Consider the following 14,991-nt stretch of genomic DNA (forward strand, 5'->3'; position numbering starts at 1 on the left):
CAGGGCACTCAAGGTAAAGACCTTCCCTTGATCAGGCCAGGGGAAAAACCGAACCTGCCGGAAGTCTTCGGTATTGCCTGGCGTCCATAGGATCCCCGCCAGCAGACGCGACAGCCCATCCCATGGCGGACTCCCTGAAGCGAACGCCTCTGCATGGGGCCTGCCGCGACGCCGGCGCCCGCCTGGTGCCCTTCGAGGGCTGGGAGATGCCCGTGCAGTTCCAGGGCCTGGTGCAGGAACACAAGGCCGTGCGTCAGGCCTGCGGCGTCTTCGACATCTCCCACATGGGTGTGCTGCGCCTGCGGGGTGATGGCGCCAAGGACGCCCTGCAGGCTCTGGTGCCCAGCGATCTGTTCCGGATTGGCCCGGGTGAGGCCACCTACACCGTGCTGCTCAACGAGGCCGGCGGCATCCGCGACGATCTGATCGTCTACGACCTCGGCCGGCCTGAAGACGACGAAGGCCCAGCCGATGAAGTGCTGCTGATCATCAACGCCGGCTGCGCCGAGGCCGACACCGCCTGGCTGCGCAGCCAGCTGGAGCCCTCTGGTCTGGTGATCACCGACCGCAAGGCCGATGGGGTGCTGCTGGCCCTGCAGGGCCCCGAGGCGATCGCCCGGCTGGAGGCTCTGGCCGCAACCGATCTGGGCGGCCTGCCCCGCTTCGGGCACCGCAGCATCCAGCTGGCCGGCACCGCGGCGGCGGAAGCCGCCGGCGCCACCGCCTTCGTGGCCCGCACCGGCTACACCGGCGAAGACGGCGTGGAGCTGCTGCTGGATCGCGCCGCCGGCGTGGCCCTCTGGGCCCAGCTGCTGGCGGAGGGGGTGACCCCCTGCGGCCTCGGTGCCCGCGACACCCTGCGCCTGGAGGCGGCCATGCACCTCTATGGCAGCGACATGAACAGCACCACCACTCCTCTGGAGGCCTCCCTGGGCTGGCTGGTGCACCTGGAGATGCCGGCGGCGTTCATCGGCCGGGAGGTGCTGGAGCGCCAGAGCGCCGAGGGGGTGAGCCGGCGCCTGGTGGGGCTGAAGCTGCAGGGCCGGGCGATTGCGCGCCATGGCTATCCGGTGCTGCGCGCTGGCCAGGTGGTGGGGGAGGTCACCAGCGGCACCTGGTCGCCCACCCTGGGGGAGGCGATCGCCCTGGCCTACGTGCCGGCCGACGCCACCCGGGTGGGCACCGAACTGGCGGTGGAGATCCGCGGAAAGGCGGAGCCAGCCGTGGTGGTGAAGCGGCCCTTTTACCGGCGCGCCTGAGGGCTCTGGCCCGGCGGGCGCCATGGGACACTCGCGGATTGAGTTCCTTTCCCCATGCGCAGCCACGGGTGCGGCGATCTGCGCAGCAGCAGCGTCGATCAGGTCGTTGAGCTGAGCGGTTGGGTCGACCGCCGCCGCGACCACGGCGGCGTGATCTTCGTGGATCTGCGCGACCGCAGCGGCACCGTCCAGATCACCGTCGATCCCGACCTGGGGCCCGAGGCCTTCGCGGTGGCGGAACACCTGCGCAATGAAACGGTGGTACAGGTGCAGGGCCGGGTGCGCCTGCGGCCCCAGGAGTCGCTCAACACCCGCCTGGCCACTGGTGAGGTGGAGGTGCTCGCCAGCCAGCTCACGGTGCTCAATGCCGTGCGCAAGCCCCTGCCCTTCCCCGTGTCGGTGCACGACGAGGAGAACACCCGTGAGGAGCTGCGGCTGCGCCACCGCTACCTGGATCTGCGCCGCGAGCGCATGAACGGCAACCTGCGCCTGCGGGCCCGCACGATCCAGGCCGCCCGCCGCTTCCTCGAAGACCAGGGCTTCATCGAGGTGGAAACGCCGGTGCTCACCCGCTCCACGCCCGAGGGCGCCCGCGACTATCTGGTGCCGAGCCGGGTCTGCGGCGGCGAATGGTTCGCCCTGCCCCAGTCGCCCCAGCTGTTCAAGCAGCTGCTGATGGTGGGCGGCCTGGAGCGCTACTACCAGGTGGCCCGCTGCTTCCGCGACGAAGACCTGCGCGCCGACCGCCAGCCGGAGTTCACCCAGCTCGACATCGAGATGAGCTTCATGGGCCAGGAGGAGATCCTCGAGCTCAACGAAGCGCTGATCGCCTCCATCTGGAAGGCCGTGAAGGGCGTGGAGCTGCCCAGGCCCTTCCCCCGCCTCAGCTGGCACGAAGCGATGGAGCGCTACGGCACCGACCGGCCCGACACCCGCTACGGCATGGAGCTCACCAACGTGAGCGACCTGGTGGCCGGCATGGGCTTCAAGGTGTTCTCCGGCGCCGTGGCCGCCGGCGGTTCTGTGAAGTGCATTGCCGTACCGGGGGGCAACGAGGCGCTCAGCAACGTGCGCATCAAGCCCGGTGGTGACGTGTTCAGCGAGGCCCAGGCGGCCGGCGCCGGCGGCCTGGCCTTCATCCGCGTGCGCGAGGGCGGTGAGATCGACACGATCGGCGCCATCAAGGACAACCTCTCCGCCGACACCAAGGCGGAGCTGCTGGCGCGCACCGGCGCGGTGCCCGGCACCCTGCTGCTGTTCGGCGCCGGCGACACCGCCACTGTGAACAAGGCCCTCGACCGGGTGCGCCAGTACCTCGCCCGCGAGCTGGGCCTGGTGCCGGCTGATCGCGACAACGACACCTGGAACTTCCTCTGGGTGGTGGACTTCCCGATGTTCGAGTTCAACGCCGGCGAGAACCGCCTCGAGGCGCTGCACCATCCCTTCTGCGCCCCCAACCCAGACGATCTGGGCAACGATCCCGCCCAGTGGGCCGAGACCCTGCCCACAGCCCGCGCCCAGGCCTACGACCTGGTGCTGAACGGCCTGGAGCTGGGTGGCGGCTCCCTGCGCATCCATGACTCGGCCCTGCAGCGCCAGGTGCTGCAGACCATCGGCCTGCCCCTGGAGGAGGCCGAGCGCCAGTTCGGCTTCCTGATGGAGGCCCTCGACCTGGGTGCCCCTCCCCACGGCGGCCTGGCCTTCGGGGTCGATCGCATGGTGATGCTGCTGGCCGGCGAGGAGTCGATCCGAGACACGATCGCCTTCCCGAAAACCCAGCAGGCCCGCTGCCTGCTCACCCAGGCCCCCGCCGGCGTGGCCCCCCAGCAACTGGAGGATCTGCACGTGGCCAGCACCTGGGTGGAGCCGGAATGAGCGACACGAGACACGGCTGATCCTGAAGAGAAACCTTCTGTTTCGCGCTGCTTTTATGTGGCAACCCGATGGTGAAGGAACTTCAGATCAAGGTTCGTGTCCTCAGGGTCAACACCAGTGCTTCAAGGCAGCCCAGAACCCGAGGTAGAGGTTGATCTCGATGCCGGTCCCGACAGCGTCACGGCGTCCTCCGGCCGGGCCGTCCGGGGCCGCTCCCCCCTGCCCAGCCGCGTCAGTGCCGATCTGGTCCGGCTCTACCTCCAGGACATCGGCCGGGTGGACATGCTCAACCAGGAGGAGGAGCTGCTCCTGGCCCGTCAGGTGCAGGCCCGTGAGGCGCTGCTGAGTCAGCGGCTGGAGCAGGCCACTGAGCTGCCGATCCTGCAGGCCATGGTCGATCTGGAAGTGGTGCGCCAGCGGCTGGCCAGCCGCCTCACCCACCAGCCCTCCCATGGCCAGTGGGCGGAAGCCTGCGACCTGCCCGTGGCCGAGCTGCGCCGCCTCCTTCAGGAGGGCCACAGAACCTGGGCCGCTTGCCTGGATCTCAGCCTCAGCGACCTCCAGCAACGGCTGCTGCGCGGCCGCCGGGCCCGCGACCGCATGATCCAGGCCAACCTGCGCCTGGTGGTGGCGGTGGCCAAGAAGTATCAGAAGCGGGGCGTGGAACTGCTCGATCTGGTTCAGGAGGGCACCCTGGGCCTGGAGCGGGCGGTGGAGAAGTACGACCCCACCCGCGGCTTCCGCTTCAGCACCTACGCCTACTGGTGGATTCGCCAGGGCGTCACCCGGGCGATCGCCACCCAGAGCCGCACGATCCGCCTGCCGGTGCACGTCACCGAGAAGCTCAACCGCATCAAGAAGGCCCAGCGCCAGTTCGCCAGCGACCATGGCCGCACCGCCAGCCTCGCCGAGCTGGCCGAGGCCCTGCAGTGGAGCGAGGAGGCCGTGCGTCTCACCCTGCTGCGGGTGCCCCGCTCGATCTCCCTGGAGGCCAAGGTGGGTCGCGATCAGGACACCCCCCTGGGGGACCTGCTGGAGGCCACCAGCGACACCCCCGAGCAGAGCCTCACCCGCCAGCAGCTGCACAGTGACCTCGACGCCCTGCTCGATGAACTCAGCGAGCGGGAGGCCGAGGTGATTCGCCTGCGCTTCGGCCTGGCTGACGACACTCCCCGCACCCTGGCCCAGATCGGCGAGGGGATGCAGCTCTCACGGGAGCGGGTGCGCCAGATCGAAACCCGTGCCCTGCACAAGCTGCGCCAGCCGGCCCGGCGCTGCCGCGTGCACGACTACCTCGCCGGCCTCGACGGCTGAGGCCACCCCTGCGCAGGCCATTCGGGAAGCCCCCCTGGACGCCAGTCCCGGCGTTGGGCTAAACCGAATTCATTCCGCCTTGGTTCTGTGAGCAACGTCCCCGCCATCACCGCCCCTCCGATCGACATCGGCATCTCCGATGATCAGCGCCAGCAGATCGCGGCCGGTCTTGGCCGGGTGCTGGCCGACAGCTACGTGCTCTACGGCAAGACCCACGGCTTCCACTGGAACGTGACCGGGCCGATGTTCAACACGCTCCACCTGATGTTCATGGAGCAGTACACCGAGCTCTGGATGGCCCTCGATGTGATCGCCGAGCGGATCCGGGCCCTGGGCTGTCCGGCCCCCTTCGGCGGCGCCCGCTTCGCGGCCCTGTCCTCGATTCCTGAAACCCAGGGTCAGCCACCGGCTCTGGAGATGGTGCGAGAGCTGGTGATGGGCCATGAAGCCGTGGCCCGCACCGCACGCAGCCTCTTCCCCCTGGTGGCGGAAGCCGGTGATGAGCCCACCGCCGACCTGCTCACCCAGCGGCTGCAGATCCACGAGAAGACCGCCTGGATGCTGCGCAGCCTGCTCGACGCCTGAGCGGGCAGGCTCGATAGATTGATGTGTCCGCCCATGCCCGCCCTCCGCCCATGGCGAAATTCGTCTTCGTCACCGGCGGTGTGGTCTCGAGCATCGGCAAAGGGATTGTGGCGGCGAGCCTGGGGCGGCTGCTCAAATCCCGGGGCTACAGCGTTTCGATCCTCAAGCTCGATCCCTATCTGAATGTGGATCCGGGCACGATGAGCCCGTATCAGCACGGCGAGGTGTTCGTCACCCAGGACGGCGCCGAGACCGACCTCGACCTGGGCCACTACGAGCGCTTCACCGACACCGCCATGTCACGCCTCAACAGCGTGACCACCGGCTCGATCTACCAGGCGGTGATCAACAAGGAACGCCGCGGCGACTACAACGGCGGCACGGTGCAGGTGATCCCCCACATCACCGGTGAGATCCGCGAGCGCATCCACCGGGTGGCCGCCGACAGCGGCGTGGATGTGGTCATCACCGAGATCGGCGGCACCGTGGGTGACATCGAATCGCTGCCGTTCCTGGAGGCCATCCGTGAGTTCCGCGGGGATGTGGGCCGCCACGATTTGGCCTACGTCCACGTCACCCTGCTGCCCTACATCGGCACCTCCGGGGAGATCAAGACCAAGCCCACCCAGCACTCGGTCAAGGAGCTGCGCTCGATCGGCATCCAGCCCGATCTGCTGGTCTGCCGCTGCGACCGGCCGATCAGCGAGGAGCTCAAGGCCAAGATCGGCGGCTTCTGCGGCGTCCAGCGCGAAGCGGTGATCGCGGCCCGCGATGCCGACAGCATCTACGCGGTGCCGATTGCCCTGGAGCGGGAGGGGCTCTGCCGTCAGGTGCTGGATGTGCTGGGCCTGGAGGATCGCGACAGTGACATGGAGCGCTGGGAGGCCCTGGTGCAGAAACTGCGCAACCCCGGTGCGGCGGTGAAGGTGGCGCTGGTGGGCAAGTACGTGCAGCTCAACGACGCCTACCTCTCGGTGGTGGAGGCCCTGCGCCACGCCTGCATCGACCGGGATGCCAGCCTCGACCTGCACTGGATCTCCGCCGAGCAGATCGAGACCCAGGGCGCCGAGTCTCTGCTGCGTGGCATGGACGCGGTGGTGGTGCCGGGCGGCTTCGGTCACCGGGGCGTGGACGGGAAGGTGGCGGCGATCCGCTGGGCCCGGGAGGAGCGTGTGCCCTTCCTCGGGCTCTGCCTGGGCATGCAGTGCGCCGTGATCGAGTGGGCGCGCAACCTGGCCGGTCTGGCGGGCGCCACCAGCGCTGAACTGGACCCCGACAGCCCCCACCCGGTGATCAACCTGCTGCCGGAGCAGCAGGACGTGATCGACCTGGGCGGCACCATGCGCCTGGGGGTCTATCCCTGCCGGCTGACGGCGGGCACCATGGCCGCCAGCCTGTATGGGGAGGAGGTGGTCTACGAGCGGCACCGCCACCGCTATGAGTTCAACAATGCCTACCGCAACCTCTTCCAGGCGGGCGGCTACACCATCAGCGGCACCTCGCCCGATGGCCGGCTGGTGGAGCTGATCGAGCGGGAGGATCACCCCTTCTTCGCGGCCTGCCAGTACCACCCGGAATTCCTGTCGCGACCAGGTAAGCCTCATCCCCTCTTCCGCGGACTGATCGCGGCGGCGCAGCGACAGGAGGTGGAAGCCGTGTCCCAGGAGATACCCGTGCGGGCGTAACCGCTGCGTGAACCGCCTGATTGGTGAGGGTCAACCCGCTTGCTGGCTGCCCAGTAAGCTGGGTAGCCAGCAAGCAAGGAGGAAGGATGAAAACGACCTTGGATCTGCCGGACCATCTTGTGCGCCAGGCCAAGCAGCGGGCCCTGCAGCAGGGCCTCACGCTCAAGGAGCTAGTGGCTGACTACATCAGTCAGGGGCTCCACGGCGGCGCATCAGGGTCTGTGCCCCCCACCAGCGATGGGGTGACAGTGGATGGAATGGGACTTCCGGTGTTCCGCTCTGAGCCCTCCGGCAGCAAAGCGGGGATCGATCTGGCAGCGTCATTGCAACTTGAGCAGGATTGCCTGGAGCAGGAGGACCGCCGCCGTGCCGGCCTCCCTGCTTGATGTGAATGTGTGGCTGGCGGCGGCCTTCGAAGCCCATCCAGCCCATCGCACCGCCCAGGCGGTGCTGCTTGAGGCCACGCCCGCTACACCAGTCCTGCTCTGCCGTGCCACCCAGCAGAGTTTTCTGCGGCTGGCGTCCACCCCAGCGATCTTCACGGCCTACAAGAGCGCGGCGATCACGAACCTGGATGCTCTGGCTGCCCTTCAGTCTTTTCAGGCCCTGCCTCAGGTGGACCTGATGGACGAGCCGATCGGAATCGAATCGCTCTGGTGGCGGTTGGCGGGGCTCGCTGAGGCCGCACCAAAAAGGTGGATGGACGCCTACCTGGCGGCTTTCGCGATCACCGGCTCCACCCGGATGGTCACGCTGGATCAGGATTTCCGGCAGTTCCTCGGGGCGGGGCTCGAGCTGGAGCTCCTGCAGGCCGACGTCCGCAGCGGGGGTTGAGCGGAGCTGCTGTCTCGATCAGATCAAGGCTGCTGTCGGCGGTACAGCCTTGCGTTGTGCCGCTGAGCGTCCGCTCTCCGCTTCCTAAAGTGATGCGTTGTCGTGCCGTGGCCGTGCCCCCAGCCGGACTCCCGGTGGTGGAAACCTTCCACTCCCTGCAGGGTGAGGGAGTGCACGCTGGTCGCAGCGCCTTCTTCATCCGGCTGGCCGGCTGCTCGGTGGGCTGCAGCTGGTGTGACACCAAGCACTCCTGGCCGGCGGACGCCCATCCCCTCTGTCGCTTCCAGGATCTGGCGGCGAGCGCCGCCTTGGCGGCAGCCGAGGGTGCTGCCTTCGTGGTGATCACCGGTGGTGAACCCCTGCATCACAACCTCGATCCGCTCTGTGAGGCCCTGCGGCAAGGATCCGGCGCCGGCCCCTCGCCGCTCCCCCTGCACCTGGAAACCAGCGGCGTCGACCCGCTCAGCGGCCGCTTTGAATGGATCACCCTCTCGCCCAAGCGCCACCGGCCGCCCACTGCTGAGCTGCTGGCCGCCTGCCATGAGCTCAAGGTGGTGATCCACGAGATCGCTGATCTGGCCTTCGCTGAGACGATGGCTGCCGCCGTGCGCTCCGCCTGCCCGGTGAAGGGAGCGCTGCCCCAGCTGCTGCTCCAGCCCGGCTGGGGGAGCGCGGCGGGTCAGGAACTGGCGGTCCAGCACGTGCGGCGCAATCCAGCCTGGCGCCTCAGCCTGCAGAGCCACAAATGGCTGGGCGTTCGCTGAAGGCCGGCCTCAGTGATCCCGCAAACTGTGAGCCAGTGAGAAGCGCGGGTGTGGAGAAGCTGCAGAGCCTTCGGGGCATGGTCGATCTGCTTCCGGAGCAGATGCCGCTGTGGCAGCACGTGGAAGCCCTGGCCCGCTCGCAGTTCCGGCGGGCTGGTCTGAGGGAGATCCGCACGCCGTTGCTGGAGGTCACCGAGCTGTTTGCCCGCGGCATCGGCGAAGCCACCGATGTGGTGGGCAAGGAGATGTACACCTTCCTCGATCGGGGTGAGCGCAGCTGCACCCTGCGGCCCGAGGGCACCGCCTCGGTGGTGCGCGCCGCCCTGCAGCATGGCTTGCTCAGTCAGGGGCCCCAGCGCCTCTGGTACACGGGGCCGATGTTCCGCTACGAGCGTCCCCAGGCCGGGCGGCAGCGCCAGTTCCACCAGGCGGGGATCGAGTGTCTGGGATTTGCCGACCCCCGCAGCGATGCGGAGGCGATCGCGATCGCCTGGGACCTGCTCAGCGAGCTTGGGGTCGGCGGACTGGCGCTGGAGCTCAATTCCCTCGGTGATCCCGCCGACCGTGCCGCCTACCGCACGGCCTTGGTCGCCTGGCTGGAGGAGCGCCGCGAGCTGCTCGATGCGGAGTCCAGGGAGCGGATCACAACCAATCCCCTGCGCATCCTCGACAGCAAGAACGCCGAGACCCAGGCCGTGCTGGCTGAGGCACCGCTGCTGATCGACAGCCTGAGCGACCCCAGCCGCGAGCGCTTCGAGGCGGTGCGCCGCTGCCTCGAGGCGCTGGAGATTCCTTACCAGCTCAACCCCCGCCTGGTGCGGGGCCTCGACTACTACACCCACACGGCCTTCGAGATCACCAGCAGCCAGCTCGGGGCCCAGGCCACCGTCTGCGGCGGCGGTCGTTACGACGGCCTGATCGAGCAACTGGGCGGGGCTCCCACGGCGGCGATCGGCTGGGCCATCGGCCTGGAGCGGCTGGTGTTGCTGTGCGCCCAACGGGACGCGGCAGAGGGAGCGCTCCCTACGGTGCCGGTGCCGGATGTGTACGTGGTCAGCCGCGGCGAAGCGGCCGAACGCCAGGCGCTGGTGCTCTCCCGCCAGCTGCGGCAGGCCGGCCAGATGGTGGAGCTTGATCTCACCGGGTCCGCCTTCGGCAAGCAGCTCAAGCGGGCCGATCGCAGCGGGGCCCCCTGGGCGGTGGTGATCGGCGAGGGGGAAGCGGAGCAGGGGGTTGTGCTGCTCAAGAACCTGCGCCGCAGCGCTGATTCGCCTGAAGAGGAACGGTTGCGGCCAGTTGAACTTCTTAGGCGACTGCTTGGTCCACCTGCATGAGATGCTCCTCTGGTCCGAGTTCCACCCCACGTTCTGCCCCGTGATGACAGTCCGGACCATTTGCTGCATCGGCGCGGGCTATGTGGGTGGACCCACCATGGCGGTGATCGCCGACCGCTGTCCGCAGATCCAGGTCACTCTCGTTGATCTCAATGCTGAGAGGATTGCCGCCTGGAATGATGCCGATCTGGGCCGGCTCCCTGTTTATGAGCCGGGACTGGCGGATGTGGTAGCCCGCTGCCGTGGTCGCAATCTCCACTTCACCACCGAGGTGGATGGGGCGATTGCAGCGGCCGACATGGTTTTTCTCTCGGTGAATACTCCTACGAAGAGAAGGGGCCTCGGGGCCGGGCAGGCCTCCGACCTGCGCTGGATCGAGGCCTCCGCCCGCCAGGTGGCCGCCCAGGCCAGGGGGCACACGATTGTAGTGGAGAAGAGCACTCTGCCGGTGCGCACCGCTGAAACGATTCAGGCCATTCTCTCTGCCGCCCAGGAAGGCACTGAGGGCGAAGCGAAATCATTTTCGGTGCTCTCCAACCCTGAGTTTCTGGCGGAGGGAACGGCCATCTCCGATCTGGAGAATCCTGACCGTGTCCTGATCGGCGGCGATGATCCGGGCTCCATCGATGCTCTGGCTGAGATCTACTCCCACTGGGTCAATCCTGAGCGGATTCTGCGCACCAACCTCTGGAGCAGTGAACTGTCCAAGCTCACTGCCAATGCCTTCCTGGCCCAGAGAATATCCTCGATCAATGCTATCGGGGCCCTCTGTGAGGCCACCGGCGCTGATGTCAAGGAGGTGGCCCGGGCCATCGGCTCTGATTCCCGCCTCGGATCGAAATTTCTCTCGGCCGGTCCTGGTTTCGGCGGCAGTTGCTTCCGCAAGGACATCCTCAACCTGGTCTATCTCTGCCGTCACTACGGCCTGGAGCCGGCGGCCCAGTACTGGGAGCAGGTGGTGGAACTCAACAGCTGGCAACAGCGTCGCATTGCCCGGTTGGTGGTGAGTCGGCTGTTCGGCACCGTCAGCGGTAAGCGGCTGGCGGTGCTGGGGTTCGCCTTCAAGGCCGACACCAACGACACCCGCGAATCACCGGCCATCAGCATCTGCCGAGATCTGCTCGAAGAAGGGGCGCATCTGGCGATTCATGACCCGAAAGTGGGAGTCGATCAGATCACCAGCGATCTGGGCCAGGGGGCCAGTGACCCCGGACTGGGCCTGGCTGATGAAGGCAGCTGGCAGCCTGCGGCCGGCGTGCTGGAGGCCGTGGAGGGTGCCGATGCGGTGATCGTGCTCACGGAATGGGGCCAGTTCGCGCAACTCGACTGGCCGGCGATCGCCGCACGCATGCGCCGGCCCGCCTGGCTATTTGACGTGCGCGCGGTGACCGATGCTGAGGCGGCCCGGATGGCTGGTCTTAGGGTCTGGCTGGTGGGAGAAGGTTGAATCGATGGCTCCACCCTCCCTGCGTCATCTCGTCACCGGCGGCGCCGGCTTTGTGGGCTCCACCCTTGTCGATCGGCTGATGGAGGCCGGCGAGGAGGTGATCTGCCTCGACAATTACTTCACCGGATGCAAGGCCAACGTGGCCCGCTGGATCGGCCATCCCCACTTTGAGCTAATTCGCCACGACGTCACCGAGCCGATTCGTCTGGAGGTTGATCGGATCTGGCATCTGGCCTGTCCGGCCTCACCGCGGCACTACCAGTCGAACCCGATCAAGACCGCGAAGACGAGCTTTCTGGGCACTTACAACATGCTCGGATTGGCCAGCCGGGTTGGGGCACGGCTGTTGCTGGCCAGCACCAGTGAAGTGTATGGCGATCCGGAGGTACATCCCCAGCCTGAAAGTTATCGCGGCAGTGTGAATCCCATCGGAATTCGCTCCTGCTACGACGAGGGCAAGCGCATCGCTGAAGCTCTCTGCTTCGATTACATGCGCATGCATGGCACGGAGATTCGTGTGGCCAGAATCTTCAACACCTATGGCCCGCGCATGGCTCCCGATGATGGGCGAGTGGTCAGCAATTTCATCGTGCAGGCATTGCGCGGCCAGCCCTTGACCCTCTACGGCGATGGCAGCCAGACCCGCAGTTTCTGTTATGTGGATGATCTGGTGGAAGGCTTGATTCGCCTGATGAACGGCAACCACACCGGCCCCATCAACATCGGCAACCCTGGTGAATTCACGATCCTCCAACTGGCGGAGCAGGTGCTGCAGCGCATCAACCCTGAGTTGCCGCTGACCTATCTGCCCCTGCCCCAGGATGACCCCCTTCAGCGCCAACCTGTGATCGATCTGGCCCGCGCTGAGCTGGGCTGGGAACCGCAGGTGACGCTTGAGCAGGGTCTGGGCCCCACGATTGCCCATTTCCGCTCCGTACTAGGACTCGAGTAGCCATGACATGACGGTGACGGACCTGAGGACAGTGCTGGTGACCGGTGCAGCCGGTTTTGTCGGAGCTGCGGTCACCGAGGCGCTTCTGCGACGTGGCGAGCGCGTGGTTGGTCTCGACAACCTCAACGCCTACTACGATCCGGCTCTGAAGCGAGCCCGGCTCAGCCGCTTGCAATGCATGCCGGCCCCGGATCAGGGGGGCGGTTTCCGCTTCCGGCAGCTTGATCTTGAGGATGGCTCCGCCATGGCGGAGTTATTCGAGAGCGAACGCCCCCGCGCCGTGATCCACCTTGCCGCCCAGGCGGGGGTGCGCTATTCGATCGAGAACCCTTCGGCTTACATCCATAGCAACCTGGTGGGTTTCGGGAACATCCTCGAGGGCTGCCGCCACCACGGAGTGGAGCACCTGGTGTATGCCTCCAGCAGTTCGGTGTATGGCGGCAACCGGCGCATGCCCTTCTCGGAGCAGCATCCGGTGAACCATCCGGTGAGTCTGTACGCCGCCACCAAGAAGGCCAATGAACTGATGGCCCACACATACAGCCACCTCTACGGGCTGCCGGCCACGGGTCTGCGCTTCTTCACCGTCTATGGCCCCTGGGGTCGTCCGGATATGGCGCCGATGCTGTTCGCCAAGGCGATCCTCGCGGGAGAACCGATCCGGGTGTTCAACCATGGCCGCATGGAGCGTGACTTCACCTACATCGATGACATCGTCGAAGGGGTGATCCGCTGCCTCGACAAGCCCGCTACCCCGGATCCTTCCTTCGATCCGCTGGATCCCAACCCCGCCACAGCGGCGGCTCCGCACCGGTTGTTCAACATCGGCAACAGCCAGCCCACTCCCCTGCTGCGTTTCATCGAAGTGCTCGAAGACGCTCTCGGTGTGAAAGCCATTCCTCAGTTCGAGCCGATGCAACCCGGCGATGTGGCCGCCACTGCCGCTGATACTTCAGCCCTGGAGGCCTGGGTGGGCTTCGCGCCCCACACCCCGCTGGAGGTGGGGATCGGCCATTTCGCCCGCTGGTATCGCGACTATTACGGGGTCTGAGTTCATCGCAATCAAAAAAGGGCCCCATCGGGGCCCTTGATCGTTTCTGCTGAGGATTCAGGCCGAACCGACACCCACGTAGGAGCCGTAAAAGAACAGGCCCACCACAAAGATGACGGCAATGCCGCCGGCGGTGGCCACGAGCCAGAGGGGCAGAACCCCTTCGGTCCAGCGGCTCTTCCAGGCCACGGCGGGGCGGCCATCGGGAAGGCGGTCAGGTAAACGACCGTCAGGTAAACCGGATTTCTTGCCGCTCATGGCTGTGTCTCCCGATCAGTTGAAGAAATAGCTGGTGAACAAGACGCCGATGACGAACACGAACAGCAGGCCCAGATAAAGGCTGGTGCGGTTCAGTTCGACCGGCAGGTTGTTCGGGTTGGGATTGCGCTGCATAGCGGTGTTCAGCGACGGACGAACTGCATGGCCGCCAGGGCACCCAGGAAAAAAACCGTGGGAATCCCCAGCGCATGCAGCGACAACCACCGAACCGTGAAGATCGGATAGTTGCGCGGTGTGGTGCTCGGTGACTGGGTCATGGCTTACTGCAAGCGCAGGTCGAGCTGGCTCTTGCCTTCGTAGCGCTTGCTCACCACGGGTGCCTTGGCTTCCTGGGCCTGGAAGTAGGCATCGGGACGAGGCGTACCGAAGGCGTCATAAGCCAGACCGGTGGAGACGAACAAGAAGCCCGCCAAAAAGATCGCCGGCAAGGTGACGGCGTGGATCACCCAGTAACGGATGCTCGTAATAATCTCGAAGAACGGACGTTCCCCGGTGGAGCCGGCAGCCATAGCAGCGGGCAATTCAGCTGGTTGATCTTAGGGCTTGGGGGTGGGGCGGAGCGTGCGCTCCAGCGGGTTGGTTACACAGGGATGCAAGTGGGACCGTCGGGGCCTCAGCCCACCCAGCGCAGCAGGTTGCCCCGCTCCCCCAGCAGGAAGCCCTTGCCATCGCCGTTGAAGACGATCCGGGTGAAGTTGGTGGGCTGGGAGCCCGCCAGGGGATCCCGCTTCCAGCTGGAGCCGCCGTCCTCGCTCACCAGCAGGGTGCCGCTGCCGCCGCCGGCCCAGATGGCGCCGTTGGGATCCCAGGCCATGTCGAGGTAGCCGTAGCCGTTGGTGATCGGGATCACCGGCTTGCTCCAGGCCTCCACATCGGCGGCATCGGGGTTGAAGCGCAGCTGGGCGCCGCGGGTGACCATCCAGAGGTTGCCGTCGGGCTGGAAGCCCATGCTCTGCAGCCGTTGGCTGCTGATGCGCTGGTGGGGCTCCCAGGTGGCCTGGCCTGGCCCCCAGGTGGCGAAGAAGTTGCCCAGGCTCGAGACGCTCACGTAGCGGCCATCGGGGGCGCGGCGCAGGTCGCGCACGGCACCAGCGGCATCGCTCACCTCGGCCTGCCAGCTGCCGCCGCCATCACTGGTGCGGTAGATGGCGCCCACGGTGGTGGCCAGCTCGGCCTTGCCGGTGTCCAGTGCCGTGATCAGGTAAGGGTCGCCGGGCAGCTTGGTGTCGAGCAGCAGGCGCTCCCAGTTCTGGCCGCCATCGGTGCTGTGCAGCAACAGGCCGGGCTGGCCGGCGATCCAGCCCTCCTTGCCGTTGAAGTCGATGCTGAGCAGACGGAAATTCTCGTCTTCAGGCAGGGCGAGGGCGCGGGCCTGCCAGCTGGCGCCGCCATCCTCGGTTTCGAGGATCAGGCGGTTGCTGCCCACCAGGAAGCCGTGCCTGTCGTCGGTGAACGCCAGGTCAAGGGGATTGGAGCGGGTGTCGAGGGCGACGGGCTGCCAGGGGCTGCTGGCGGCCAGGGGCAGACCGGTGGTGACGCAGCCGCCGAGGCCGAAGGCCAGGCCCGCGGCCAGCACCAGGCCGAGAAGGGAAGAGAACAGGCGTTTCACGGG

17 protein-coding genes are annotated in these 14,991 nt (G+C 66.9%); 12 read left to right on the top strand and 5 right to left on the bottom strand.

Annotated features, from left to right (window positions below; translation table 11 throughout):
* Positions 1-122 precede the first annotated feature (122 nt).
* From gcvT to WH5701_RS13345, 12 genes are all read left to right on the top strand, one after another.
* Positions 123-1,259 (top strand): glycine cleavage system aminomethyltransferase GcvT, encoded by a 1,137-nt coding sequence (gene gcvT, locus WH5701_RS13290; protein WP_006172995.1) that lies wholly within the window; start codon positions 123-125, stop codon positions 1,257-1,259.
* Positions 1,260-1,313: 54 nt separating this feature from the next.
* Positions 1,314-3,134 (top strand): aspartate--tRNA ligase, encoded by a 1,821-nt coding sequence (gene aspS / locus WH5701_RS13295; RefSeq protein WP_006172996.1) that lies wholly within the window; start codon positions 1,314-1,316, stop codon positions 3,132-3,134.
* Positions 3,135-3,353: 219 nt separating this feature from the next.
* On the top strand, positions 3,354-4,448 hold the full coding sequence (locus tag WH5701_RS13300; RefSeq protein WP_050751594.1) for an RNA polymerase sigma factor, RpoD/SigA family: 1,095 nt from the start codon (positions 3,354-3,356) through the stop codon (positions 4,446-4,448).
* An 87-nt stretch (positions 4,449-4,535) separates the two neighbouring features.
* On the top strand, positions 4,536-5,033 hold the full coding sequence (locus tag WH5701_RS13305) for a Dps family protein (RefSeq protein ID WP_006172998.1): 498 nt from the start codon (positions 4,536-4,538) through the stop codon (positions 5,031-5,033).
* 50 nt (positions 5,034-5,083) lie between these two features.
* Entirely contained in the window at positions 5,084-6,718 is a 1,635-nt protein-coding gene (locus tag WH5701_RS13310) for a CTP synthase (RefSeq protein WP_006172999.1), read from the top strand.
* Positions 6,719-6,804: 86 nt separating this feature from the next.
* A complete protein-coding gene (locus tag WH5701_RS13315; RefSeq protein ID WP_050751556.1) occupies positions 6,805-7,104 on the top strand; it encodes a hypothetical protein in 300 nt (99 codons plus the stop codon).
* Positions 7,085-7,552, top strand: coding sequence for a TA system VapC family ribonuclease toxin (locus WH5701_RS13320; protein WP_006173001.1), 468 nt, complete (start codon positions 7,085-7,087; stop codon positions 7,550-7,552). The genes WH5701_RS13315 and WH5701_RS13320 overlap by 20 nt, the downstream gene beginning before the upstream one ends.
* 92 nt (positions 7,553-7,644) lie before the next feature.
* A complete protein-coding gene (locus WH5701_RS13325; protein WP_037981110.1) occupies positions 7,645-8,316 on the top strand; it encodes a 7-carboxy-7-deazaguanine synthase QueE in 672 nt (223 codons plus the stop codon).
* Positions 8,317-8,366: 50 nt separating this feature from the next.
* Positions 8,367-9,650, top strand: a complete 1,284-nt coding sequence (gene hisS / locus WH5701_RS13330; RefSeq protein ID WP_037981518.1) for a histidine--tRNA ligase — start codon at positions 8,367-8,369, stop codon at positions 9,648-9,650.
* A 43-nt stretch (positions 9,651-9,693) separates the two neighbouring features.
* Positions 9,694-11,097: a nucleotide sugar dehydrogenase gene (locus tag WH5701_RS13335; protein ID WP_037981520.1), complete on the top strand. Its 1,404-nt coding sequence runs from the start codon at positions 9,694-9,696 to the stop codon at positions 11,095-11,097.
* A gap of 4 nt (positions 11,098-11,101) precedes the next feature.
* Positions 11,102-12,049 (top strand): UDP-glucuronic acid decarboxylase family protein, encoded by a 948-nt coding sequence (locus WH5701_RS13340; protein ID WP_006173005.1) that lies wholly within the window; start codon positions 11,102-11,104, stop codon positions 12,047-12,049.
* 7 nt (positions 12,050-12,056) lie between these two features.
* Positions 12,057-13,100, top strand: a complete 1,044-nt coding sequence (locus tag WH5701_RS13345; RefSeq protein WP_037981111.1) for an NAD-dependent epimerase — start codon at positions 12,057-12,059, stop codon at positions 13,098-13,100.
* A gap of 57 nt (positions 13,101-13,157) precedes the next feature.
* On the opposite strand, the gene WH5701_RS13350 is transcribed toward WH5701_RS13345, so the two are convergent.
* The 5 genes from WH5701_RS13350 to WH5701_RS13370 all read right to left on the bottom strand — a co-directional run bounded on the left by WH5701_RS13350 (position 13,158) and on the right by WH5701_RS13370 (position 14,988).
* Positions 13,158-13,358, bottom strand: coding sequence for a photosystem II reaction center protein J (locus WH5701_RS13350; RefSeq protein ID WP_006173007.1), 201 nt, complete (start codon positions 13,356-13,358; stop codon positions 13,158-13,160).
* A 15-nt stretch (positions 13,359-13,373) separates the two neighbouring features.
* On the bottom strand, positions 13,374-13,493 hold the full coding sequence (locus WH5701_RS13355) for a photosystem II reaction center protein L (protein ID WP_006173008.1): 120 nt from the start codon (positions 13,491-13,493) through the stop codon (positions 13,374-13,376).
* A gap of 8 nt (positions 13,494-13,501) precedes the next feature.
* Entirely contained in the window at positions 13,502-13,636 is a 135-nt protein-coding gene (gene psbF / locus WH5701_RS13360) for a cytochrome b559 subunit beta (protein ID WP_006173009.1), read from the bottom strand.
* 3 nt (positions 13,637-13,639) lie between these two features.
* Complete coding sequence (psbE, locus tag WH5701_RS13365) at positions 13,640-13,888, bottom strand: cytochrome b559 subunit alpha (RefSeq protein WP_006173010.1); 249 nt, start codon at positions 13,886-13,888, stop codon at positions 13,640-13,642.
* Between the two features lie 104 nt (positions 13,889-13,992).
* A complete protein-coding gene (locus tag WH5701_RS13370) occupies positions 13,993-14,988 on the bottom strand; it encodes a photosynthesis system II assembly factor Ycf48 (RefSeq protein WP_006173011.1) in 996 nt (331 codons plus the stop codon).
* Positions 14,989-14,991: the final 3 nt, after the last annotated feature.

It is taken from the genome of Synechococcus sp. WH 5701, from assembly GCF_000153045.1.
In the GTDB taxonomy this organism is placed as follows: domain Bacteria; phylum Cyanobacteriota; class Cyanobacteriia; order PCC-6307; family Cyanobiaceae; genus Regnicoccus_A; species Regnicoccus_A antarcticus.

Coding starts and splice junctions, on each gene's coding strand:
- gcvT (WP_006172995.1), top strand. CDS start 123: ATGGCGGACTCCCTGAAGCGAACGCCTCTGCATGGGGCCTGCCGCGAC.
- WH5701_RS13315 (WP_050751556.1), top strand. CDS start 6,805: ATGAAAACGACCTTGGATCTGCCGGACCATCTTGTGCGCCAGGCCAAG.
- aspS (WP_006172996.1), top strand. CDS start 1,314: ATGCGCAGCCACGGGTGCGGCGATCTGCGCAGCAGCAGCGTCGATCAG.
- WH5701_RS13310 (WP_006172999.1), top strand. CDS start 5,084: ATGGCGAAATTCGTCTTCGTCACCGGCGGTGTGGTCTCGAGCATCGGC.
- WH5701_RS13345 (WP_037981111.1), top strand. CDS start 12,057: ATGACGGTGACGGACCTGAGGACAGTGCTGGTGACCGGTGCAGCCGGT.
- psbE (WP_006173010.1), bottom strand. CDS start 13,888: ATGGCTGCCGGCTCCACCGGGGAACGTCCGTTCTTCGAGATTATTACG.
- WH5701_RS13350 (WP_006173007.1), bottom strand. CDS start 13,358: ATGAGCGGCAAGAAATCCGGTTTACCTGACGGTCGTTTACCTGACCGC.
- WH5701_RS13335 (WP_037981520.1), top strand. CDS start 9,694: ATGACAGTCCGGACCATTTGCTGCATCGGCGCGGGCTATGTGGGTGGA.
- WH5701_RS13355 (WP_006173008.1), bottom strand. CDS start 13,493: ATGCAGCGCAATCCCAACCCGAACAACCTGCCGGTCGAACTGAACCGC.
- WH5701_RS13325 (WP_037981110.1), top strand. CDS start 7,645: ATGCGTTGTCGTGCCGTGGCCGTGCCCCCAGCCGGACTCCCGGTGGTG.
- WH5701_RS13340 (WP_006173005.1), top strand. CDS start 11,102: ATGGCTCCACCCTCCCTGCGTCATCTCGTCACCGGCGGCGCCGGCTTT.
- psbF (WP_006173009.1), bottom strand. CDS start 13,636: ATGACCCAGTCACCGAGCACCACACCGCGCAACTATCCGATCTTCACG.